Source organism: Streptomyces sp. M41(2017), assembly GCF_002078175.1.
Classification (GTDB): Bacteria; Actinomycetota; Actinomycetes; order Streptomycetales; family Streptomycetaceae; genus Streptomyces.
Map to the genome: position 1 here is coordinate 537,468 of NZ_MWFK01000003.1, position 21,663 is coordinate 559,130.

The window sequence follows — 21,663 nt, forward strand, 5'->3', positions numbered from 1 at the left end:
ATGCGACAGTTCACCGCCGTCGTCAATCCCACTGCGGGCGGCTCCACGGGGGCGGCGGCACTGCTCCAGCTGGCCCGCCTCCTCCGGGAGGCCGGCGCCGGGCTCGACACCGAGTACAGCCGCAGCCTGTCCCACGCCCAGGATCTCGCCCGCGCCGCCGGCGAACGGGGCCGCATCGTGCTCGCCGTCGGCGGCGACGGGATCGCCGGAGGCATAGGGGGCGCGCTCAGCGGGACGGACACCGTCCTCGGGCTGGTGCCGGCGGGGCGCGGCAACGACTTCGCCCGCGCACTTCACCTACCCACCAGCGCAGCAGAGTTGGCAGGCGTACTGCTCGACAACGAGCCGCGCCGCGTGGACACCATCGAGGTGGAGTCGGCGGTGCATGCCCGCACGGTGGTACTGGGCAGCGTGTACGCGGGTGTCGACGCGCTCGCCAACCGGCACGCCAACCAGGCGCGGTTGCTGCGCGGTGCGGCCTCGTACTACGCCGGCGGTCTGCGCGCGGTGACGGCGTGGCGTCCCGCGTCGTACCGGGTCACCGTCGACGGGGTGGAGCACCCGCACCGTGGTTACACGGTCGTCGCGGCGAACTCCGCGTACTACGGCTCGGGGCGTGTCATCGCCCCGGCCGCGCGCGTCGACGACGGCCTGCTGGACGTCGTCATGATCCGCGAAGCGCCGCGGCGCCTGTTCTTCACCCTGATGAACGAGCTGAAGACCGGCGCCCACGTCGGCCGGCCCGAAGTGGTCATCCTGCGGGGCCGGGAGATCCGTATCGAGGCCGACCGACCGGTGCCCTACGGCGCCGACGGGGAGGTCGAGGCGGTCCTCCCCGTCACCGCCCGGGTGCTGCCCGGCGATCTGGCCATGCTGTTCTGACCGGCTCCGCGACACGGAGCCGGTCGGCCGCGCGTCATCCGACGGTGACGGCTCCGGTCGCGCTGCCCGCCAGCCACTGGTCCCAGCTGAGGTTGAAGGAGGCGTAGCCGTTGTCGGCCGGGGCCTTCGCCCGCGGGGATCCCGTGACCGTGATCGGGTCGCCCTGCTTGACCTGGCCGTAGAACCACTTGGCGTCCGAGATCGACAGGTGGACGCAGCCGTGCGAGCCGCGGGCGCTGCCGCTGCCCGGGTTCGGGTCGCCGGTGGAGTAATGGACGTACGTCCCGGACTGGGTGAGGTGGACGTCCCACGGGAGGGTCAGGTCGTAGTAGTCGGGACTGCCCTTCGTGCAGCTGATGCCGACGCTGCACGAGGTCATATGGACCTTCTCCTGCTTGTCGATCACCGCCATCGTGCCGTTCCAGGTGGGGTACTGGGGGCTTCCCGCGTTGATCGACAGGGTCCGCACGGCCTGCCCGTTCTTCGTGACCTTCATGGTGTGGCCGGTGGCGGAGACGTCCGCGCGGACGTCGTCGCCGACCGTGAAGTCGTGCACGTAGGACCGGGTGCCGTAGCGGCCGTTGCCGTTGGCGACACCCTTCAGCTCGGCGTCGATCTTGATCTTCGTGCCGGAGGCCCAGTACGTCTTGGGCCGGAAGTCGGCGCGCCGGTCGCCGAACCAGTGCCAGGCGCCCTCCATCGGCTGGGACGCGGTCACCTTCATGTGCTTCTCGATGCCGACCCGGGCCTTCTGGGCCACCGGGTTCGTGAAGATCACCGAGATCGGCATGGCGACGCCGACGGTGGTCCCGGACTGCGGCGTGATCGTGTCCAGCAGCATCGGTGGGCCCGCGGGCTTCGACGGCGACGGCTTCGCGCTCACCGAGGGTTTCCCGGTCGCGCCCTTCCCGTCGTCGGAACTCGCCTTCGGGGACCCACCGCCACAGGCGCTGGTGCCCGCCAGCACCGCCACCGTGACGAGTGCCATTGTTATTCCGCTGCGTCGCTTCACTTCTACCCCGGCTCGTGGTCGTGCTTGCCTCACTGCTCTGTTGGACCCTGTCCGCCTGCCCACGGTTGCAGTCCGCATGTAAAGCGTGATTCAAAACCGGCCACGCGCGGTCGGCGCCGGGGTTCGTCCGTCGTCCGCACGCTCTCGTCCGTACGACGTGCGGCGCAGGTCGTACGACCAGAAGTCCCGGATCCGGAACCGTGGGCCCGCGGTTCACACGCCGCTGCCCGAAAGAATGAATCGGTTCCGGATTCCAGCGTGTCCGGGCCGCGAAGACCGCACTGTGCATATGCGGCCCGTCGGCATCCCATGCCCGCGGGCCGGGGAGCGGCCGGGTCGGGCCGCGTTCCGGTGCGATGTGGGGGTGGGAGTGGAGCGCGAAGGGCAGCGGCCGGTGCCGTTACCTGGCCGGTTGCGGTATCGGTTCGACCGTACGCTGGCGCGCAGTACGGCCAGGTTGATGGGCTGGCTGGTGGTCTCCTGCCTGGCCGTCGTCATCCCGGTGAGCGCGCTGCTGGTGTGGACGGACCCCGCCGCGCCGCGGTCGCTCGTGGAGCGGCTGGAGGCGGTGTGGCGCACGAGCGCGCAGACCCTGCGCCTGGGGGAGGCGAGCGGCACCCCGCTGCGGATGGCGTTGTCGGCCGTGCTCGGCCTCGTGGCGTTGTTGTGCGTGTCGACGCTGGTCGGTGTGATCACGACGGGCCTCGAGAAACGGCTGACGGAGCTGAGCCGTGGCCGGTCGACGGTGCTGGAACAGGGGCATGCCGTGGTCCTCGGCTGCTCGGACCAGGTGTTCACGGTGGTGGCCGAGTTGCTGGCCGCGCAGAACGCACGGTCCGGACGGCGGCCACAGCCGGTCGTCCTGCTCGCCGACCGGGACAAGACGGAGATGGAGCGGGCGCTGGCGACCCACGTCGGTGCGGCGGCGCGCGGCAGGGTCATCTGCCGCAGCGGACCGGCCAGTGATCCCGCCGTCCTCGCGCTGGTCAGCCCCCAGACGGCCCGTACGGTACTGGTGCTGCCCTCCGGCGAGGCCACCGGCGACGCCGAGGTGCTGCGGATACTGCTGGCGCTGCGCACCGTCCTCGGGGAGGACGCGCAGGGCCCCCCGGTGCTGGCCGCGGTGAGTGACGACCGCTTCCGGGCACCGGCCCGGCTGGCCGCTGGACGGCACGGAACCGTACTGGAGTCCGACACCGTCACCGCGCGCCTGATCGCCCACTGCGTCGGCCGACCGGGCCTCTCCCTCGTCCTGCGCGACCTCCTCGACTTCGCCGGCGACGAGTTCCATCTCGCCGATGCCGAAGCCTTCGAAGGACGCCCCTTCGGCGCGGCCCTCCTGGGCCACGCGAACGCGTGCGTGGTCGGGCTGTTCACGGCGGACGGGCGTACGGTGCTCAATCCCGCGCCCGAGACCGTCGTCGAACCGGGAAGCCGGCTGATCGTCGTCGCACGGGACGAGGACTCCACCCGGAGCGAGGACTGCAGACGGCTCGTGGACCCCTCCGCCCGCGCCGTGCCGGTGGCCCGGGCGGCGGACGCGGCCCGGCTGCTCCTGCTCGGCTGGAACCGCCGTGCGCCCCTGGTCATCGCCCAGTTGCGGGACACCGCGCGCTCCGGTTCGGTGCTCGACGTGGTCACGGAGGGAGCCGTGCCCGGAGCCGAGAGGACCGTGCCGGGCCCGAGCCGGGAGGCCGGACCGCCCGACACGGCGGACGCCGCCCGGCTGGAGGTACGGTTCCGGTCGGCCGCGCTGTCCCGGCCCGAGACCCTGCTCGGGCTCGACCTCGCCCCGTACGACGCGGTGATGGTCCTCGGGCCCGACGCGGACGGCGGACCCGACCGGCCCGACGACTGGACGCTGGTCACGCTGCTCGGCCTCCGGCTGGTGGAACAGCGCACCGGCCGGGACGTGCGGGTGGTCACCGAACTGACAGACGACCGCAACAGGCCGCTGGCGCCGCTCAACCCGGGCTCCGACGTCATCGTCAGCGGTGAACTCACCGGCCTGCTCATGGCGCAGATCGCGCAGAATCCGCATCTGGCCGCCGTGTTCGAGGAGTTGTTCTCGGCGGAGGGCAACACCATCTGCCTGCGTCCGGCGGGGGACTATGTCCGGGTGGGCACCACGGCGAGCTTCGCGACCGTGGTCGCCTCCGCGCGTGACCGGGGCGAGTGTGCCATCGGCTACCGGCGGCGCGACCAGTGGGCGCTCTCCCCCGCCCACGGCGTGTGTCTCAACCCGGACAAGGGGGAACGGCGCGAGTGGGGCGCCGAGGACCAAGTGGTCGTCGTGGCGGTCGAGTTCACGGGCACCCCGACGGCCGACAGCGGTCTGGGGGTGCAGGAGGAGCGGGTCGGGCGACAGCGGACGCCCTGAACGGTCCGTCCAAGACGTACGTGACCGGGGGCCCGCGACACCTTGGAGGTCGCGCGGTTCCCGGTGCTTTCGGGGCGCGCTCGGCCGCACCGGCCGTCCCCGGCCGGCGGGTGAGCATCCGAAGGGGGACGAACGGTGTCCGAGACCGTCACGCGGCCGAGTTCACGCTCCGGACTCAACTCCCCTTGTGCACCGAACAGATGGCACATCCGAGTAGGATGATCGAACACTCGACCTGCCCTGCTCACTGGTGCGATGGGAGCTACCATGACGATCGATCCGCAGCCGTTCCCGCCGATCGACACCAGCAAGGCACACCCCGCGCGGGTCTACGACTGGCTGTTGGGCGGCAAGGACAACTACCCGGTCGACGAGGCCGTGGGAGAGAAGCTGCCGCCCGAGGCCAAGGACGCCGCCCGGCAGAACCGCCAGTTCATGCACCGCGCGTCCGCCTGGCTCGCCCAGCAGGGCATCGACCAGTTCCTGGACATCGGCACGGGCATCCCCACCGAGCCCAACCTGCACCAGATCGTCCAGGGCATCGTGCCGACGGCGAGCGTCGTCTACACGGACAACGACCCGATCGTGCTGCGGCACGCCGAGGCCCTGCTCGTCAGCAAGCCCGAGGGCGCCACCGACTACATCCAGGCCGATGTCCGGCAGCCGCAGGACATCGTCCAGCACGCCCGGCACATACTCGACTTCACGCGCCCGGTCGCGATGTCCCTGATCGCGCTGATGCACTTCATCCCCGATGAGCAGGACGCGCACGGCATAGTCCGCAACCTGATCGCCACGCTCCCGTCGGGAAGCTACCTGGTGCTGTCGCACGCGTCGTCCGACCTGTATCCCGAACTCTCCGCGCAGGTCACGGCCGAGTACGCCAAGGGCGGCATCAAGCTGGGCTTCCGCACCCGGGGAGAGGTGGAGCGCTTCTTCGACGGCCTCGACCTCGTGTCGCCTGGCCTGGTGACCGCCACCGAGTGGAACGCGGCGAACGAGGCCGTGACGCCCGAGGAGAGCGGCATCTACGCGGCGGTCGCCCGCGTTCGCTGAACCCTCCAGGAGATGTCCGGCCGCCCGCCGCACACGCGGGGGCGGCCGGTCACTCCCCGAATCAGGGCGCGTCGTACCAGGAGAACGCGGTGATCCTCCAGCCCTCCGGGGTGCGGACGAACTGGATCGCCTTGGTGCCGACGCCCTCGAAGGGCTCCCCGTCCAGGACGCCGGCCTTCCGGTACTCCCCGAACCGCGCCGCGACGTCTCCGGCGATGTCGGTCCGTTCCGAGGTCTCCCACTCGTGGAACTCGGTCAGCCGCCCCTCGGCCAACAGCCGTTCACGCGGTTCGACGAACTCGTCCACGGTGTAGGCCGTGAAGTCCGGCCCGGTCTTGACGATCACCCCGCCCGGGATGACCAGCCGACGGATCCGGGCCACATCGGCCGCCGTGCCGCCCCGGTTGTCGAAGGCCCCGAAGAACTCGGCGGTCAGCGCGTCTATCTCCTTCTTGGACATGACGGGACAGTACATCCAGTGCGCCGGGCCCCGGGTCCCGTTCCGGCTTCAGTACCCCCGGGGCAGCGTCCGTCTCAAGGTCTCGAACGCCGTGGGGCGGGGTCGGCGCGGCAGGAAGTCGTGGATGCGGCGGGCGCACTCCGAGGGCGTGAGCACACTGGTGTCGACGTCGATGTCGTGCGGTCCGTGCGCGTGCACCTGCGCGTACTGCAGGGCCGCGAGACCCGGCGAACGGTCACCGCGATCGGCTTCACGACGGTTCAGCTCGGGAAGGGGGCAGCGGACCGCGACCAGGACGGTGTCCTCGGGGACGAGCAGGTCCAGGAGGTCGAGCAGACGCCAGCGGCGGCTCAGGGGGTAGTCGACGACCAGGTTGTTGCCGCCTGCCGCCATCCCGGCCACGGCGCGGTGGAATCCCTTGGCCGTACGGTCGATCTCGTCCTGGAGTTCGCTGTCCGGGATCTGCCGGCCGCCGCGCAGGGCGTGGAAGGCGTCCACCGGCATGTGGAACCACGTTCCTTCCAGGCGGTCGAGCAGCGCGCGGGCGATGCTGGTCTTGCCCGAACTGGAGGTGCCGTTGAGGAGGACGACCGTGCCTCCGGCCGCCGTTTCGGGGATACGTGCGTGGAGCGGGTCCGCGATCTCCGGAGCCTCGTCGGTCGCCATGTGTCGCCCTCCCTTTCCGGCGCGGGCCGTCGCACCGCCCGAGCCACCTGAGTCGCCTGAGTCGCCTGAGTCGCCGGCCCAATCGTCTCAACCCGGTCGGCTCGACACCCTCGGCGCCCACCCCACCCGGCTTAGCCTCCTGATCACGTACGGCCCCTACCCTCCCGTACGACGTCGGTGGCGGCGAGGTGTTTCCGCAGGAACGCGACCTCCGCCTCGACGGCCTCCTCGTGCGCCTCCAGGAAGGGTGCGTAGTGGCGGCCTTCGAGGTGCAGCACCTCGGCGTGCGGCGCGTTGCGGGCGGCTTCGAGAGCGGGGCCGGGAAGCGTGCTCCGGTCCTGGTCGCAGACGACCAGCAGCAAGGGGCAGCGGATCCGGGAGGCGTGGAGGCCGGGCCGGTATCCGCCCATCTGGAGCGCGATCCGTGCGGCGACGGTCTGCTCCCAGTCGCCGTAGCGGTGCTCGGGGTCGAGGGCTCGGTCACCGTCCATGGCGTCGGGCGTGGTGAGCGAGGCGACGTCACCGCGCACTCCGGCGGTGGGGATCAGCAGCGGAGGCCTGCCGAGGAGGCCGCCGAGCGCGTCGGCGACGGCGCGGCCGGTGAGGCGCAGGAACGCGAGAGGGGTCATGGCGCGCAGCGCGTTGGGAGCGAGCGCCCGGCCGTCGACGACCGGCGACTGCGCGATCACCGAGGCCAGGCCCGGATGGTCGGCCGCGACGCGCAGGATGTGGCCGCCGCCCAGGGAGAACCCCCAGAGCGAGATGCCGCCGGGGTCGACGTCGGACAGACCGGCCGCGAAGTCGATCGCGGCCTGCCAGTCGGCGCGTTGTTCACCGAAGCGGACGACTTGGCGGGGGGTGCCGCCGCTCTCCCCGAAGTGCCGGTGGTCGAAGGCCAGGACGGCGAAGCCGGCGTCGTTGAACCGTGCGGCGAAGCGGTCCGACGCGGGTTCCTTCGTCACGGCGGTCCCTCCCGCCATGATCACGCAGCCGCCGTTGGTCCCCGGGTAGTGCCAGGCGGCACAGGAGGTGTCGCCGCTGGCGAAGCGTACTTTTTCGCGTTGACCGGATGTGGGCACTGGGGCCTCCGTGGGTGAGTCGGTCCGTCGTTCGCGGGACTCTGCGGGTTCTCGTGTCGGTTCTCGTGCGGTCGTTCGGTCCTCACGCGGACCGCGTTCGGTTCTCGCGCGGGCTGCGATGGGGCTTGTCGCGGACTCGGGTCTCGCGCTTGCCCACGTCTCGTCGGGGACAGGGCGAGGTACGTGACATCCATGCTTGGGGCCAGGTCCCGAGGACGGGCCGCGCGCGGCGCCGGAATGAGCGAAACTTGTCTCCATGGCACCCGTAGCGGCGGATTCCGTACTGAGCACCACCGACCGGCGGCTGGTGGCCGCCCTCCAGTGGGACGGCCGCATCACCGCGGAGCGGGCGGCCAAGGTGCTGGACCTCAGCCCCGCGACGGTGCGGCGGCGACTGCACGCGCTCACCGCGGACGGCACCGTGCGCGTCGTGATCTCGCCTGTCGCGCGACCGCGCGACGGAGGTTCGGCCGGGGCCCTCTTCCTGCGGATCAGGGTGCTGCGGGGAAAGCTCGACACGATCGTGGCCGCGCTCGCGGCACGCGAGGACATCCCCTTCATCGACGTCACCACCACGGGCGACGAGATCTTCGCGGTGGCCCGTACGGAACCGGGGTCGCGCGACCCACTGGTCTTCCGGCAACTGCCCTCCACACAGGCGGTCACGTCCCTGGAGAGCGCCACCATCCTGCACGTCTTCCGGCTCACCTCGGAGTAGCGTCACGACGTCCTGACGCCGGCCGAGCGCGCGGCGCTGAGCCCGGCCGCACCCGACCCCGGGCCGCTCGCCGCCGGGTCGCCGGGTCCGTACGGGGTCGACACCGATCCTCTGGAGCAGTCCCTCCTCGACGCCCTGACGCCCGACGCGCGCCTCTCCGCCGCCGCCCTGGCCGCGCGGACCGGTCACCCGGAGACGACGGTCCGTCGACGGATCGCCCAACTCACCCTGCAGGGACGGCTGGTGACACAGGTCCTGGTCGATCCCCGCCGTATCGACCTGCCCATCGAGGCGAAGCTCCTGCTGCACGTGGCGCCCGACCATCTGGCCGCCGCGGGACAGGCGCTGGCCGATCACCCCGCGGTGCACGGCGCGTTCGCGACCTCCGGTCTCTCGAACCTTCACGCGGCGGCCTACTTCCCGGACCTGGCCGCCCTCTACGCCTTCCTCTCCCGCGACCTGGTCGGTCTGGGGATCACCCACGTCGAGACGGCCCTCGTCGGCCGGGCCGCCAAACGCACGCCTCCGCTGGGTCCCGTACGGCCCTCCCCCGCCGTCACGCGGCGCCGCCGACCGGCTTCCGCCGGGCAGGGCAGGGGCTGAGAACCAGTACGCGGGAGTCGCCCTTCCGGAGGGCGGTGCCGCACCGCGATGGCGTCCATGCGGGTGGCGTACGGCCCGGTGGCGACCCCCCGGGGGCATGAGCCGCGTTGTTCAAGTACCTGTCCACGATCACCCCCGAGAGGACGTCTCGTGCGCCGAACCTTGTTCCTGTCCGTCTGCGCTCTCGTCGCCGCCGCGGCGACCGGATTCTTCACCACCAGCGCCATCCGCAACCGCTGACACCGAGGCACATACCGCCCTCGACGCCATCTCCACAGCCACCGCCACCGGGTGACACCTGGGTGGGACAGCCCGTGGCCGTCCCACCCGGCCCGAACCCCACGGCTCAGGTCACCGCGCTTTCCGGCAGACCCGCCCCCGGCCCTCGGGCAGGCCTTCGGGCCGCGGCACGCCCCCGGTCACCACGAGGGCTGCCCGATCGCGGGTCCGCGCGACATCACTCCCTGCCGCGGCCGTCTTCTCCGGCGGCACCATGTCGGCGGCGCCCGAGAGCACCCGCGTGCACGTCTCAGGTCAGCAGGCGGCCCGTGTGGGAGAGGCGGCGGGCCTCGGACAGGAGCGCGTGGATCTGCGGTCCGACGTGGTCGATGTGCTGGACCGGGGTCTTGAAGGGCAGGCGGACGTCGCGGTGGGTGCGCCGGTATTCGAGACGCAGCGTCAGGCCGTAGCGGTCGACGCCGGCCGGGAGCGCACGCTGCACACCGTCGTCGGGGAGCGGACGGACCAGACGCAGGAGCAGGGGGACGAGTTCGGCGTGCTCGTCGACGAGGTGCGTCAGCATGCCGGCTTCGCTCGTCGCCAGCGGATCGAGTTCCGTCGCCTCCAGTTCGTGGAGGGTCACGTACGAGCGCCCCGAGCCGTCCTCCAGGACTCCCTGCCCGAACTCCATGCACGTGCTCAGGGTGGAGTCGGGGTCGTACGGCTCCGCCAGCAGGCCGGTCAGGGTGACCCGGGCGCGGAGCCGGTCGCGTACGGGCGTGGGCGCGATGTCGGTGAGTTCCAGCCGGACCGGGACCCGTGCGCCTGCCGGGGCGCCGGTGCCCTCGAAGGGCGCGTGCAGGTGGAAGTGGCCCATGGCACCGGACCCGTCGAGCCGTCGGACCTCCGTGTGCCGCCCGTCGCACACCACCGTCATGGAGTGGGCCGCGGCCAGGATCGAGCGGACGCGCTCGACGGCGGTCGGCGCGCTGGCGCGGGCAGGGGTACGACGCATCCGGGCCTCCGGGATGAGCAGGTCACTTAGGCATGCCTAACCTAACCTATCGATGGAGTCGATCCGTCGCCGGGGAACGCCGGGATGCACCACGCAAGGCCTTGGGCCGGACTCCGCGCATGCCGGAGCGAGTGACACCCGCGCGGCATCCGGCCCTGACGGACCGTCAATCGCTCTCGTGGGCTTCCTTGTCCGCCGACTTGCTCATCCGCAGAGCCAGCGGGATGACGAGCCACCACAGGATGTAGAGCGCGGCGACGCCCGCGACGATCCAGGGGACGTAGCCGTCGTCGTGCGTGGCCGTGCGCAGCACCAGCAGGAGCGAGGACACCATCGTGAGCAGCAGCAGGGACAGGCCGAGGAGCGTCATACGGGAGGCCCAGACCACTGCCTGCGGCTTGACGAGGCGGCCGGACACGATCCGGTGGAACGCCACGGGCCCGATCAAGGCCCCTGTGGCGGTGGCTCCGAGGACGATCGTGACCATGTAGAGCGTCTGGTCCTGGTCCGAGAGCTGCCGGTAGGTCGGCTGGAACACCACGGTCAGCAGGAAGCCGAACAGGATCTGCACGCCGGTCTGCGCCACGCGGATTTCCTGCAGCAGGTCTCCCCACTTGCGGTCGGCGCGCTCCTCCGCCGATTCGTCCCGCCCGTCGCCCGGCCTGTCGTCCTGCTTCTCGCTCATCGTTCCCCTCTTCTTGTTGCCCCGCCCGTGCGCGTCTTCCGGTGACCCTGGCCGCTCGGGGCATCCCCGAGCGGCCATGCGCACAGACCTTCGAGTACCCCGAGCGCGCCGCCGCTCACCAGGCCGTTTGGATATGCGTCCCAACGGGCCACGCCCCGGGCCTCGTCCGGCTCAGCGGACGTGATCAGTGCCTCAGAACGCCCGCACCCATGAATCCTCCGCATGTCCGAGATCTCCATGGGTACCCCGAGGCCTTCACGAACCGCCTGCCGAGAGGAACGACGTGCCGAAGAAGAACATATTCGTGATCGGTCTGGACGAGGCGAACCTGCCCACCCTGAGCGAGGTGCCGAACGCGAGGGAGCTGACGTTCCATCCGCTGCTGACCATCGAGGAGTTGCAGGGCGGTGAGGTGTCGGTGGCCGACCTGCTGGCGAAGGCGGAGAAGCTGCTCGACGCGTTCGACGGGACGATCGACGCGATCGTCGGCTACTGGGACTTCCCCGTCAGCACCCTCGTGCCCATGCTCGCCGAGCGGTACGGCACGCGCAGCACCAGCCTGGAATCGGTGGTCAAGTGTGAGCACAAGTACTGGAGCAGGCTCGAACAGGAGAAGGTGACCGACCGGCACCCGCGCTTCGGCCAAGTCGACCTGAGCACCGAGAAGCCGTCCCCTCCGGAGGGCATGAGCTTCCCGATGTGGCTGAAGCCCGCGCTCTCCTACTCGTCGGAACTCGCCTTCGGCGTCGACGACATGACCGAGTTCGAGGAGGCGGTGGCGGACATCCGGGACGGCATGTCGCGAGTCGGCCGCCCCTTCGAGTACGTACTCGACCGCCTCGCGCTGCCGCCGGAGATGGACGGGGTCGGTGGCGAGGTGTGTCTCGCCGAGGAGGAGATGTCGGGCATCCAGGTGGCGGTCGAGGGCTACGTCGACCACGGAGAGGTCACCGTCTACGGCGCGCTGGACTCGATCAACTACCCCGGCTCCTCCTGCTTCCTGCGCCATCAGTACCCCTCGACACTCCCCGAGCCCGCGATCAAGGAACTGCACGACGTCACGCGGCGCGTGATGGAGCAGATCGGCATGGAGGCGGCGACCTTCAGCGTCGAGTACTTCTACGACCCGCACACCGGCCGGATCAGCCTCCTGGAGATCAACCCGCGTCACTCGCAGTCGCACGCCGAACTCTTCCAGTACGTGGACGGCGTGCCCAACCACCACTGCATGGTCAGCCTGGCCCTCGGCCGCGACCCCCGGATGCCCCATCGGGCGGGCCGCTACGCCATGGCCGCGAAGTGGTACCACCGCTGGTTCGCCGACGGCGTCGTCCACAACGTCCCCACCCCGGACGACCTGCGCCGCATCGAGCGTGAGATACCGGGTACGCGCATCGACATCGTGCCCTCGGAAGGCTCGCGTCTGTCGGACCTGCCCGGTCAGGACAGCTACAGCTACGAGCTGGCCCACATCTTCACCGGTGGTGACACCGAGGAGGAACTCCGGGAGAAGTACGACCGGTGCGTGGCCGCTCTCGGAATGACGTTCGACGAGACGGCGCCGGGCGGCCGTGACGAGAAGAACGGCTGACCGTCGGCCGCGGTCACCACGACCGGCCCGACGAGCCCCGGGCACGGCGAGGAAAGGAGCAACACCAGCACATGCGTTTCGTGACCCAACTGCCGTATGCGACCAAGGAAGAGGAGCACGTCGCCATCCCCATGTCCGACGGCGTGGAGCTGTCGGCGCGGATCTGGCGCCCCACCTCCTCGGACAGCGAACCGGTGCCGGCGGTGCTCGAGTACATCCCGTACCGCAAGCGCGACCTCAGCGCCGTACGCGACTCGATCCACCACCCGTACATCGCGGGCCACGGCTACGCCTGCGTCCGCGTGGACATCCGCGGCACGGGCGAGTCCGAGGGGGTGCTGAGGGACGAGTACCTGGAGCGGGAGCAGCAGGACGCCGAGGAGGTGCTCGCCTGGCTGGCCGAACAGCCCTGGTGCGACGGCGGCACCGGCATGATGGGCATCTCGTGGGGCGCCTTCGCCGCGCTCCAGGTCGCGGCTCGGCAGCCGCCGAGCCTGCGCGGCATCGTCATCGCGTCGTTCACCGACGACCGGCACGCGGACGACATGCACTACATGGGCGGTGCCCTGCTCTCGGACAACCTGGCCGAGGCCGGCACGATGTTCGCGTACGGCACCTGTCCGCCCGACCCGGCGATCGTCGGGGACCGCTGGCGCGCGATGTGGCACGAGCGGATGGAGCACACCCGTCCGTGGGTGCTCGAATGGCTGCGCCACCAGCGCCGTGACGACTACTGGCGGCACGCGTCGGTCTGCGAGGACTACGGGGCGGTGCGCTGCCCGGTCCTCGCCTCCAGCGGTTGGGCCGACGGGTACTCGAACGCGGTGACCCGTCTGCTGGGCCATCTGGACGTGCCGCGCAAGGGGCTGATCGGCCCCTGGTCCCACAAGTTCCCCCACCTGGGCGAGCCGGGTCCGGCCATCGGCTACCTCCAGGAGGTCGTCCGCTGGTGGGACCACTGGCTCAAGGGCGTGGACAACGGCGTGATGGACGGCCCGATGCTGCGCACCTGGATGCAGGAGAGCGTGCCGCCGTCCACGTCGTACGAGGAACGGCCCGGTCGCTGGGTCGGCGAGCCCACCTGGCCGTCACCGCACATCCGGGAGGTCACGCACCCGCTCGCGCCCCACCGCATCGGCAGCCCCCTCGAAAGCCGCGAGAACGGCGACAGCCGCGCGAAGGGCGAGTCCGGTGCGGTCGGCGAGCGGGCAGGAGGTGTCGAGCCCGCACCGGTGACCGTGCAGTCCCCGCTCTCGGTGGGCCAGTTCGCGGGCAAATGGGCTTCCTACAACGCGCCGCCCGACCTGCCGTACGACCAGCGCGAGGAGGACGGCGGTTCACTCGTCTTCGACAGCGATCCGCTGACCGAGCGGCTGGAGATCCTCGGATCCCCCACCGTCGAACTCGACCTCACGATCAGCGAACCCGTCGGCATGGTGGCGGCGCGGCTGTCCGACGTGAGTCCCGACGGAAGCGCCACCCGTGTTTCCTACGGCATCCTGAACCTCACCCGGCTCGGCGGCACGGACACGCCCGAGCCCGTCGAGCCCGGGCGCCGCTACCGGGCGAAGGTCCAGCTCAACGGTGTCGGCCAGGCGTTTCCGCCCGGTCACCGGATCCGGCTGTCGCTCTCGACCTCGTACTGGCCCATGGCCTGGCCGCCGCCGAAGCCGGCCCTCCTCAGCGTGTACGCGCACGCCAGCACCCTGAGTCTGCCGGTGCGGCCGACGGACGAACCCGACGAGATGCCGGTCAGTCCGTTCGGCGAACCCGAGGGGGCGCCGCCGATCGCGTCGACCCAGCTGTCACCGCGGGAGGAACGCTGGGAGGTCAAGCGCGATCTCGTCGGCTACGAAGCCGAGTTGGAGATCGTGAAGGACCGCGGCCTGGTCCGTATCGAGGACATCGGTCTCGACGTCGGTCTGCGTGCCGAGGAGCGGTACCGGTCCGTGGCCGAGGACTTCACCTCGGTCAGCGGGGAATCCGCGTGGACCATGAGGTTCCGCCGGGACGAGTGGGACGTCCGCGTGGAGACCCGCACCCGACTCACCTCCGACGCGGGCGAGTTCTTCGTCGACGCGACCCTCGACGGCTACGAGGGTGACAAGCGCGTGTTCTCCCGGACATGGAACGAGCGGGTGCCGAGGGATCTGCTCTAGTCCGGCGGAGCGCCGAGTCCGGCGCCCGGGGTGGCTCGACGGCCGCCCCGGGCCCCGGACCCCGTACGTACGCGCTCGGCCGATGGCGTTGGACCCGCGTCCGGGATCTCCCACCGACGAAGAAGTCCCCCTGCCCACGTGGGCAGGGGGACTTCCGTACGTCCGAGGACGTGGTCACGCCTTCTTGCGGCGGATCACCAGCCAGGCGAGGGTCGCCGCACCGGCCACAGTGATCAGCAGCTTGCGGTTGTCGCGGGCGACGCGCGCGCCCTCGGAGGCCTGGTGGCGGACCGGCTCGGGGGCCTTCTCGTCCCAGACGCGGCCGGCCTTCGCGGCCGTGTCCCGGGCCGTGTCGCGAACCTGTACGGCGGCCTGGGCCGCCTTGTCCTTGACGGGGTCCGGGAGCTTGTCCTGCACCTTGTCCTGGACGGAGTGGGCGGCCAGGACCGCCTTGTCCTTCAGCTCGGCCGCCTTGGCCGCGGCCTGCTCGGCGACCTCCCCGCTCTTCTCCTTGGCCTGGGCGCCCTTCTCCTTGGCCCGGGCCTTCACGTCGGCCTTGTCGGCGAGCGCCTGGACGGTGTCCCCGAGTTCGGCGCGGGTCTGCTCGACCTGCTCGCGCAGTTCCTCGGGAGTGGCGGCGGTCTGCTCGCCGTCGTAGGGCTTGCTCATCGGTGGGCACTCCTCTTGATCTCGGCCACGTCGGCCTTCACGTTCTCGATCGCCTGTTCAGGCTTGGGCGGTGCCGCCCGGTGGACCTGCTTCCTGCCGTTCAGGGCCAGCACCGCGGCGACGACGCCCAGCACCGCCGTGACGATCAGCGCCGCGGCCCACACCGGCAGCGGAACGGCGAGGGCGGCGATCGCCGTGACCACCAGGGCCTCCAGCGTCAGAAAGCCGACCACTCCGGCGCCACCGAACAGGCCGCCGCTCTTGCCGTAGCGCCTGCCCTTCTCCTGCATCTCCGCCTGCGCCAGGCGCAGTTCGCCCCGCACCAGTTCGGTCAGCTGCTGCGAGGCCTGCTGCACCAGCTCACCCACCTGACGCGACCCGGACTCCCGTGTCTGCTCGTCGATCCCCTCGACCTGCGGCCGCGCACTCGACACGGCGATCACCTCCTGCCCGTTTCCTCGGCCATGACCCGAACACCTCGTGGTGTTCCGGCACTCGGTCTGAGAGCGGGTACCCCGATCCGGGCACTTCAGGAGCCCGATCGCCGGTCGTTCACGATCCGCCCGCATTCGTCGCCGCGCGGTCACTCCCGGTCGGCGAAGACGCTGGTGTCGAGGCGGTCGAGGAGGTCGGCCGCGTCGCGGTAGACGGCGCGGGCGCCGGCCTCCTCCAGGTCCGCCCGCGGGATTCCGCCGGACAGGACCGCGACAGGGGTCGCGCCGTCCCGTGCGGCGGCTTTCATGTCCCATACGGTGTCGCCGACGAACACGGCCCGGTCGCTCGGCACTCCGGCCAGTTCCCTCGCCCGGGCGACGGGATCGGGCGCCGGTTTGCCGTCCTCGACGTCGTCCGCGCTGGCCGCCCCGAGGATCACGTCGTCGGCCCCGATCGCCTGCCGCAGCGCCGCGAGTTCCGCGCCGCTCGCCGAGGTCGCGAGGACGATCTCCCAGCCCCGGCCGGCCAGCGCGCGCAGCAGTTCGCGCGCCGAGTCGAGGGCGGGCAGCCGGTCGAAGTACGTGGCGTAGAGAGCGTGGTGGGCGGCGACGAACTGGTCGTCCTGCCCGGTGTCACGGTCCTTTCCGAGCAGGTGCTCGATCAGGTCGCCGCTGCCGAGTCCGACGGCCCGGTGGATCTCGCGCATGGGCACGCGGTGTCCACCCTGCCGGAACGCCTCCCACCACGTCACCACGTGGAGGTGGTTGGTGTCGACGAGCGTCCCGTCGACATCGAAGATCGCGGCGCGTTTCGTGCTCATCGCAGGTGTCCTCGCCCTCTCAGTGATGTGCCGTTCCCGGTTCGTCGCTCACAGGTGCCGCAGGGCGGGCAGCAGTTTCCGCTCGGCCCATTCCAGGTACGGTTCCTGCTGGTCGCCGCCGATCTGGACGAGCGCGACCTCGGTGAACCCCGCCTCGGCGTAGGGCCGTACGGCTTCCACGACCGCCTCGACGTCGTCGCCGCAGGGGATGGACTCGGCCACGTCCTCGGGCCGTACGAACTGGGTGGCGCCCGCGAACGCGGTGGGGCCGGGCAGTTCGGAGTTGACCGGCCAGCCGCCGGCGAACCAGCGGAACTGGTCGTGGGCGCGGGCGACGGCCGCGTCGCGGTCGGTGTCGTAACAGATGGGCAGCTGGCCGACCTTGGGCTTGCCCGCGCCGCCGTGGTTCTCGAACGCGGAGATCAGCTCGGGCCTCGGCTCCGTGGCGATCACCAGGTCCGCGAGGTGACCGGCCAGTTCGCAGGAGCGGTCTCCGGAGACGGCGACTCCGATCGGCGGGGGCGCGTCGGGCAGGTCCCACAGTTTGGCGTTCTCGACGTCGAAGTGGGCGCCGTGGTGGTTGACGTTCCCGCCGGCGAAGAGAGCGCGGATGATCTCCACCGCCTCCTCCAGCATCTCCAGCCGGACATGGGCAGCGGGCCATCCTCCGCCCACCACATGCTCGTTGAGGTTCTCGCCGGAGCCGAGGCCGAGGCGGAAGCGCCCTTCGGAGAGGAGCTGCACGGTGGCGGCCTTCTGCGCGACGACCGCCGGGTGGTAGCGGGTCGTCGGGCACGTCACGTACGTCATCAGCGGAATGCGCTCGGTGGCCTGCGCTGCGGCGCCGAGAACGCTCCACGCGTACGAGGCGTGTCCCTGGGAGTCCAGCCAGGGGAAGTAGTGGTCGGAGATGACGGAGAAGTCGAAGCCGGCGCGCTCGGCGCCGACCACATGGCCGACGAGCTCACGCGGGCCCGCCTGCTCCGTCATCATCGTGTACCCGATCTGCACCATGCCGCTCTCCTCCTCGTGGTGGGGCGCCGCCGGGGCGGGCCGCGTGCCGGTCGCGGGGCGGGCCGGACGTCCGCCCCCGCCCCGTGTCTGCGTCGCGTGGACGGGTCCGCGGGCCCCCGACCTAGCGCTTGGTCCCGAGCCGCAGGTCGACCTCCTTCTCCTGGTCTCCGGAGGCCGAGCCCTGCTCCTGCACGGTGAACGAGCCGCCCAGTGCTTCACAGAGCCGGTCGACGGCGACGTAACCGCCCTGGAGGGTGGCCGCGACGCTGCCCTCCAGAGGGGTGGGGCCGGTGGGGATGCGCTCCTCGGTCGGCTCGAACTCGGCGGTCCACACGGCGTGCTGCTCGCCGGGCCGCTCCTGGAGTGCGTCCTCCGCGGGCCGGTCGGTGGGGAACGCCGTCCGCAGGACGCCGAACACGGTGGCTGCGTCCTCCTTGGACGCTCCGGTGAGGGACACGGTGACCATGAGGGTCACTCTCCTTTCTGCTCGGGTACGGCTCTGCCGAGGCGGGTGAGGTGTGGCGCGTGGGCGGGCCCGCACGCCTGGTCTGCCGTCACTCGTTCGGCGGCGTCACGGCACGGCTCCAGGCCGGGGCCGCCTCTCCCAGCGTCGCCCGCCCGGGCACGGAGTGCGCGTTCACGATGTTCTCGGCGTTCTCGGCGGTCACGGCGTTCTCACTTCCTCGGGAGGGCAGGGGACAGCTGGGCGTCCGGCGCGAGTACCCCGCAGGGGGACGAGCATGTCGTCGGTCACCGGTCGGTCCGGTCCGCCGATCGACGAGAACGCCGCTCACGCCGGACCCGGCGGGCCGGGTACAACCGGCCCGCCGGGCACACCGGCTCACCCGGTGTTTGACTACTGATGCCATGACGAGCGCGTCGAGGGGAGATCGGGTGCCGGCCCCGGACGACGACATACTGCTGCTGGAGGACGTCCTGTCCGAGCCGGGTGTCGGGGCCCGGGACTTCGCGGCCGTGGTCAACCGCTGCGCCGCGGCCCTGGGAGTGCACCAGATCGTGGTGTACCTCGCGGACCTCCAGCAGCGCCATCTGATGCCGCTGACGGAGATCTCGACGCCCCTCGACATCGACGCCTGCCTCGCGGGCTGGGCCTACCGCACCCTCTCCCTGCGCGTCGAGGAGTCCCCGACGGGTGAGGTCATGGTCTGGCTGCCCCTGGTGGACGGCACGGAACGGCTGGGCGTGATGTGCGTGCACTCCGACGCGGTGGACGCGGCGACCCTGCGCCGCAGCCGCTCGATCGCGGCCCTGCTGGCGATGATGGTCACCTCGAAGCGCGCCTACAAGGAGACCTTCGTCCAGCGCACGCGAACGGAGACCATGCAACTGCCCGCCGAGATGCTGCGGGCCTATCTGCCGCCCCGGACCATCGGCAACGCGGACGTCGTGTCGACCGCCGTGCTGGAACCCGCCTACGAGGTGGGGGGCGACGCCTTCGACCACGCCCTGACCGCCACGACCCTGCACGCCGCCATGCTCGACTCGATGGGTCACGACCTCGCCTCGGGGCTGACGAGCGTGGTCACGCTGGCGGCGTGCCGCAACGCCCGCCGCACGGGCGCCGACCTGCCCGAGCTCGTCTCCTGCGTCGACGAGGCCCTCGCCCACTGGCTGCCGGATCAGTTCTGCACGGGCGTGCTCCTCCAGCTCGAACTGACGACCGGCGCGCTCCGGTGGATCAACTGCGGACATCCGCCGCCGCTGCTCATCCGGAACCAGCGCCTGGTGGACGGCGCGTTGGCCGTCGAGGCGGACCCGCCCATGGGTGCGCCCGCGACGTTGCTCGACGCCGCGCGCAGGGTGCACGAGATCTCCCTCGAACCGGGCGACCGGGTGCTGCTGTACACGGACGGGGTGACCGAGGCGCGTATGCAGGACGGTTCACTCTTCGGTCTCGACCGGTTCGCCGACTCGGTCATCCGGGCGACGGCCGGAGGGGAACTGGCTCCCGAGACGCTGCGCCGTCTCATCCACCGGCTCCTCGACTCGGAGCACAGCAAGCTGCGGGACGACGCGACCATCCTGATGGTGGAGTGGAAGCCCGCGCCCGCCTAGCCCAGGACAAAATCGGCCTTCCCGACCATCCACCGATAAAATGATGAAGCCGACTTCACCCCTGGTGTCGGCGACTCCTGTGTGGCGTGCGGTACCGGCGCCACACAGGACTCCCCCACAGAGCCAGCCCCCCGAGCCCCGCGCCGAGACGAACGGCCACGGCGATCGCGTGTAGCCCTCCACGCGTGGGGCACTCGCCCAAAGAGTCGCATTCATACCCTTTTGCACCATCATGCGATCCGGAGATGGCCCATGGGAACACCCGGACACAGCACGCTTCTGACACCGCCCGGTGTCTACGCCCCGCAGGACGACACGGAACTCCTTCTGCGCGCGCTCGCACGGGAGCGCGTCGACCCCTCCACCCAAGTGCTCGACCTGGGCACCGGCAGCGGCGCCCTCGCCCTGCGGGCCGCCGGACTCGGGGCCCGGGTGACCGCCGTCGACATCGCCTGGCGCGCCGTGCTCACGACGCGCCTCAACGCGCTCATCGCCCGCAGGCGGGTCACCGTCCGCCGGGGCGACCTCACCGCCGCCGTGCGCGGCCGGACGTACGACCTGGTGATCAGCAATCCGCCGTACGTACCGTCGCCCGGCGGCCGGCCGCCCCGCCACTCCCCCGCGCGGGCCTGGGACGCCGGACCCGACGGCCGCGCCTTCGTGGACCGCGTCTGCGACGAGGCACCCAGGGCGCTGCGCAGCGGGGGCGTGCTCCTGCTCGTCCATTCGGCCCTCTGCGGGACCCCCGCGACCCTGCGGAGGCTCGCAGACGCAGGGTTCGACGCCTCCGTCACCGACCGCGCCGTCATCCCGTTCGGGCCCGTGCTGAGCACACGCCGGGGGTGGCTCCGCCACCAGGGGCTGCTGACCCGCGACGACAACCGGGAAGAGTTGGTGGTCATCCGTGCCCAGCACGCCTGAGCGGCCGCGCCGCGTCACCGTGGACCGGGAAGGACCGGTCCTCGTCGAGGGGCCGGTCGAGGTGGTCGACGAGGACGGCACGGTCCACACCTCGTGCCGCTTCCGCACGGCGATCTGCACCTGCCGACGCAGCCGTATCCCTCCGTGGTGCGACACCAGCCACCGCCGCCGGCCGAAGCGGGAGACGCCGTGAAGGGCCCCTGGCTCCCGGCCGCGCGCGGCGACCTGTCGGGGCCGCTCCTGTCGACACTGCGCTACGGCACCCCGCTCCCGGCGCCCGACGGGCTGGAGGAGGCCGACCCGTACGGCGACGACCTGCAGCTCACCCTCTACACGCTGTACGAACTCCACTACCGCGGCTTCGACGAGGTGCCCGACGAACGGGAGTGGGACCCCGGACTGCTCGCCCTGCGCCGGTCGCTGGAGCTGCGGTTCCTTCAAGCGCTGCGCAGCGCGGTGCCCGTCGACCGCAGCGCCGACGGCGCGCTCGACGCGCTGCTGGAGGAACCGGTGGGCCACGACGACACGAGCGTCAGCCACCACCTCCAACGCGACGGCGAACTCTGGCAGTTCCAGGAGTACGCGGCCCTGCGCTCGCTCTACCACCTCAAGGAAGCCGATCCGCACGCATGGGTCATCCCCCGTCTGCAGGGCCGCGCGAAGGCCGCCATGGTGGCGGTGGAGTACGACGAGTTCGGCGCCGGCCGCGAAGAGGACGTCCACGCCCGGCTGTTCGCGGAACTCATGGCGGACCTCGGTCTGCGCACGGAGTACGGCCACTACCTCGACGCCGCTCCGGCCGAGGCGCTCGCCACCGTGAACCTCATGTCCCTGCTGGGTCTGCACCGGGCCCTGCGGGGCGCTCTGGTCGGCCATTTCGCCGCCGTGGAGACGACCTCGTCCCCCGGATCAAGACGTCTGGCCACCGCCCTGCGCAGGATGGGGGCGGGCCGTGCGGCCCAGCGCTTCTACGACGAACACGTCGAGGCCGACGCCGTGCACGAACAGGTCGTACGCCACGACGTCGTCGGCGGTCTCCTGGAGGACGAACCCGAACTCGAACCCGACGTCGCGTTCGGTGTGCGGGTCACCGGTCTCCTCGAAGACCGGCTCGCCGCGCACCTGCTGGCCTCCTGGCGGGACCGGCGCAGCGCGCTGCGCGTCCCGCTCGACGCCGCCGCGTGACGTCGAGCCCCGAGACGG

The 21,663-nt window shown here is 71.3% G+C and carries 22 protein-coding genes and 1 pseudogene; 12 read left to right on the forward strand and 11 right to left on the reverse strand.

The window, feature by feature from the left end; genetic code table 11:
- Entirely contained in the window at positions 1–882 is an 882-nt protein-coding gene (locus tag B0675_RS39135; RefSeq protein ID WP_081224529.1) for a diacylglycerol kinase family protein, read from the forward strand.
- 34 nt (positions 883–916) lie between these two features.
- On the opposite strand, the gene B0675_RS39140 is transcribed toward B0675_RS39135, so the two are convergent.
- A complete protein-coding gene (locus B0675_RS39140) occupies positions 917–1,870 on the reverse strand; it encodes a L,D-transpeptidase (RefSeq protein ID WP_107482987.1) in 954 nt (317 codons plus the stop codon).
- Positions 1,871–2,354: 484 nt separating this feature from the next.
- On the opposite strand from B0675_RS39140, the gene B0675_RS39145 reads away from it, so the two are divergent.
- Both B0675_RS39145 and B0675_RS39150 read left to right on the forward strand, forming a co-directional pair.
- Positions 2,355–4,274: an NAD-binding lipoprotein gene (locus B0675_RS39145; protein ID WP_241540185.1), complete on the forward strand. Its 1,920-nt coding sequence runs from the start codon at positions 2,355–2,357 to the stop codon at positions 4,272–4,274.
- Between the two features lie 267 nt (positions 4,275–4,541).
- Complete coding sequence (locus B0675_RS39150; protein ID WP_081224532.1) at positions 4,542–5,330, forward strand: SAM-dependent methyltransferase; 789 nt, start codon at positions 4,542–4,544, stop codon at positions 5,328–5,330.
- 61 nt (positions 5,331–5,391) lie between these two features.
- Here B0675_RS39150 and B0675_RS39155 read toward each other — a convergent pair whose 3' ends face one another.
- The 3 genes from B0675_RS39155 to B0675_RS39165 form a co-directional block, all read right to left on the reverse strand.
- The gene (locus tag B0675_RS39155; RefSeq protein WP_081224611.1) at positions 5,392–5,790 is read right to left on the reverse strand and encodes a nuclear transport factor 2 family protein; all 399 of its coding nucleotides are present in this window, start codon (positions 5,788–5,790) and stop codon (positions 5,392–5,394) included.
- 48 nt (positions 5,791–5,838) lie between these two features.
- Entirely contained in the window at positions 5,839–6,456 is a 618-nt protein-coding gene (locus B0675_RS39160; protein ID WP_081224533.1) for an AAA family ATPase, read from the reverse strand.
- Positions 6,457–6,599: 143 nt separating this feature from the next.
- Entirely contained in the window at positions 6,600–7,418 is an 819-nt protein-coding gene (locus B0675_RS39165; RefSeq protein WP_241540186.1) for an alpha/beta fold hydrolase, read from the reverse strand.
- Between the two features lie 373 nt (positions 7,419–7,791).
- On the opposite strand from B0675_RS39165, the gene B0675_RS42340 reads away from it, so the two are divergent.
- The 3 genes and pseudogenes from B0675_RS42340 to B0675_RS42350 all read left to right on the forward strand — a co-directional run bounded on the left by B0675_RS42340 (position 7,792) and on the right by B0675_RS42350 (position 8,856).
- On the forward strand, positions 7,792–8,253 hold the full coding sequence (locus B0675_RS42340) for an Lrp/AsnC family transcriptional regulator (RefSeq protein WP_241540187.1): 462 nt from the start codon (positions 7,792–7,794) through the stop codon (positions 8,251–8,253).
- A 111-nt stretch (positions 8,254–8,364) separates the two neighbouring features.
- A pseudogene (locus B0675_RS42510) lies at positions 8,365–8,478 on the forward strand (AsnC family transcriptional regulator); the annotation flags it as partial.
- A gap of 18 nt (positions 8,479–8,496) precedes the next feature.
- On the forward strand, positions 8,497–8,856 hold the full coding sequence (locus B0675_RS42350) for an Lrp/AsnC ligand binding domain-containing protein (protein ID WP_241540188.1): 360 nt from the start codon (positions 8,497–8,499) through the stop codon (positions 8,854–8,856).
- A 529-nt stretch (positions 8,857–9,385) separates the two neighbouring features.
- Here the strand turns inward: B0675_RS42350 and B0675_RS39175 are convergent.
- Together B0675_RS39175 and B0675_RS39180 are read right to left on the reverse strand one after the other, a co-directional pair.
- A complete protein-coding gene (locus tag B0675_RS39175; protein WP_081224535.1) occupies positions 9,386–10,090 on the reverse strand; it encodes a DUF2470 domain-containing protein in 705 nt (234 codons plus the stop codon).
- A gap of 166 nt (positions 10,091–10,256) precedes the next feature.
- Complete coding sequence (locus B0675_RS39180) at positions 10,257–10,775, reverse strand: DUF6328 family protein (RefSeq protein WP_081224536.1); 519 nt, start codon at positions 10,773–10,775, stop codon at positions 10,257–10,259.
- A gap of 283 nt (positions 10,776–11,058) precedes the next feature.
- Here B0675_RS39180 and B0675_RS39185 point away from each other — a divergent pair, with 283 nt between their 5' ends.
- Both B0675_RS39185 and B0675_RS39190 read left to right on the forward strand, forming a co-directional pair.
- The gene (locus B0675_RS39185) at positions 11,059–12,366 is read left to right on the forward strand and encodes an ATP-grasp domain-containing protein (RefSeq protein ID WP_081224537.1); all 1,308 of its coding nucleotides are present in this window, start codon (positions 11,059–11,061) and stop codon (positions 12,364–12,366) included.
- A gap of 71 nt (positions 12,367–12,437) precedes the next feature.
- A complete protein-coding gene (locus B0675_RS39190) occupies positions 12,438–14,525 on the forward strand; it encodes a CocE/NonD family hydrolase (protein WP_081224538.1) in 2,088 nt (695 codons plus the stop codon).
- A gap of 174 nt (positions 14,526–14,699) precedes the next feature.
- On the opposite strand, the gene B0675_RS39195 is transcribed toward B0675_RS39190, so the two are convergent.
- The 5 genes from B0675_RS39195 to B0675_RS39215 form a co-directional block, all read right to left on the reverse strand.
- Positions 14,700–15,194, reverse strand: coding sequence for a DUF3618 domain-containing protein (locus B0675_RS39195; RefSeq protein ID WP_081224539.1), 495 nt, complete (start codon positions 15,192–15,194; stop codon positions 14,700–14,702).
- Positions 15,191–15,562 carry a phage holin family protein gene (locus B0675_RS39200; protein WP_081224612.1) on the reverse strand — a complete coding sequence of 124 codons (372 nt, stop codon included), beginning with the start codon at positions 15,560–15,562 and terminating at the stop codon, positions 15,191–15,193. The genes B0675_RS39195 and B0675_RS39200 overlap by 4 nt, the downstream gene beginning before the upstream one ends.
- Positions 15,563–15,777: 215 nt before the next feature.
- Positions 15,778–16,449, reverse strand: a complete 672-nt coding sequence (locus B0675_RS39205; protein ID WP_081224540.1) for an HAD family hydrolase — start codon at positions 16,447–16,449, stop codon at positions 15,778–15,780.
- A 48-nt stretch (positions 16,450–16,497) separates the two neighbouring features.
- On the reverse strand, positions 16,498–17,463 hold the full coding sequence (locus B0675_RS39210; protein ID WP_081224541.1) for an LLM class F420-dependent oxidoreductase: 966 nt from the start codon (positions 17,461–17,463) through the stop codon (positions 16,498–16,500).
- Between the two features lie 121 nt (positions 17,464–17,584).
- Complete coding sequence (locus B0675_RS39215) at positions 17,585–17,929, reverse strand: hypothetical protein (protein WP_081224542.1); 345 nt, start codon at positions 17,927–17,929, stop codon at positions 17,585–17,587.
- Positions 17,930–18,387: 458 nt separating this feature from the next.
- Between B0675_RS39215 and B0675_RS39220 the strand changes: the two genes are divergently transcribed.
- The 4 genes from B0675_RS39220 (at position 18,388) to B0675_RS39235 (ending at position 21,645) form a co-directional block, all read left to right on the forward strand.
- A complete protein-coding gene (locus tag B0675_RS39220; RefSeq protein WP_241540197.1) occupies positions 18,388–19,539 on the forward strand; it encodes a PP2C family protein-serine/threonine phosphatase in 1,152 nt (383 codons plus the stop codon).
- A gap of 252 nt (positions 19,540–19,791) precedes the next feature.
- Positions 19,792–20,460: a HemK2/MTQ2 family protein methyltransferase gene (locus tag B0675_RS39225; protein WP_081224544.1), complete on the forward strand. Its 669-nt coding sequence runs from the start codon at positions 19,792–19,794 to the stop codon at positions 20,458–20,460.
- A complete protein-coding gene (locus B0675_RS39230; RefSeq protein ID WP_081224545.1) occupies positions 20,444–20,653 on the forward strand; it encodes a CDGSH iron-sulfur domain-containing protein in 210 nt (69 codons plus the stop codon). The genes B0675_RS39225 and B0675_RS39230 overlap by 17 nt, the downstream gene beginning before the upstream one ends.
- Positions 20,650–21,645 carry an iron-containing redox enzyme family protein gene (locus B0675_RS39235; protein WP_081224546.1) on the forward strand — a complete coding sequence of 332 codons (996 nt, stop codon included), beginning with the start codon at positions 20,650–20,652 and terminating at the stop codon, positions 21,643–21,645. The genes B0675_RS39230 and B0675_RS39235 overlap by 4 nt, the downstream gene beginning before the upstream one ends.
- The last annotated feature ends 18 nt before the right edge of the window (positions 21,646–21,663 follow it).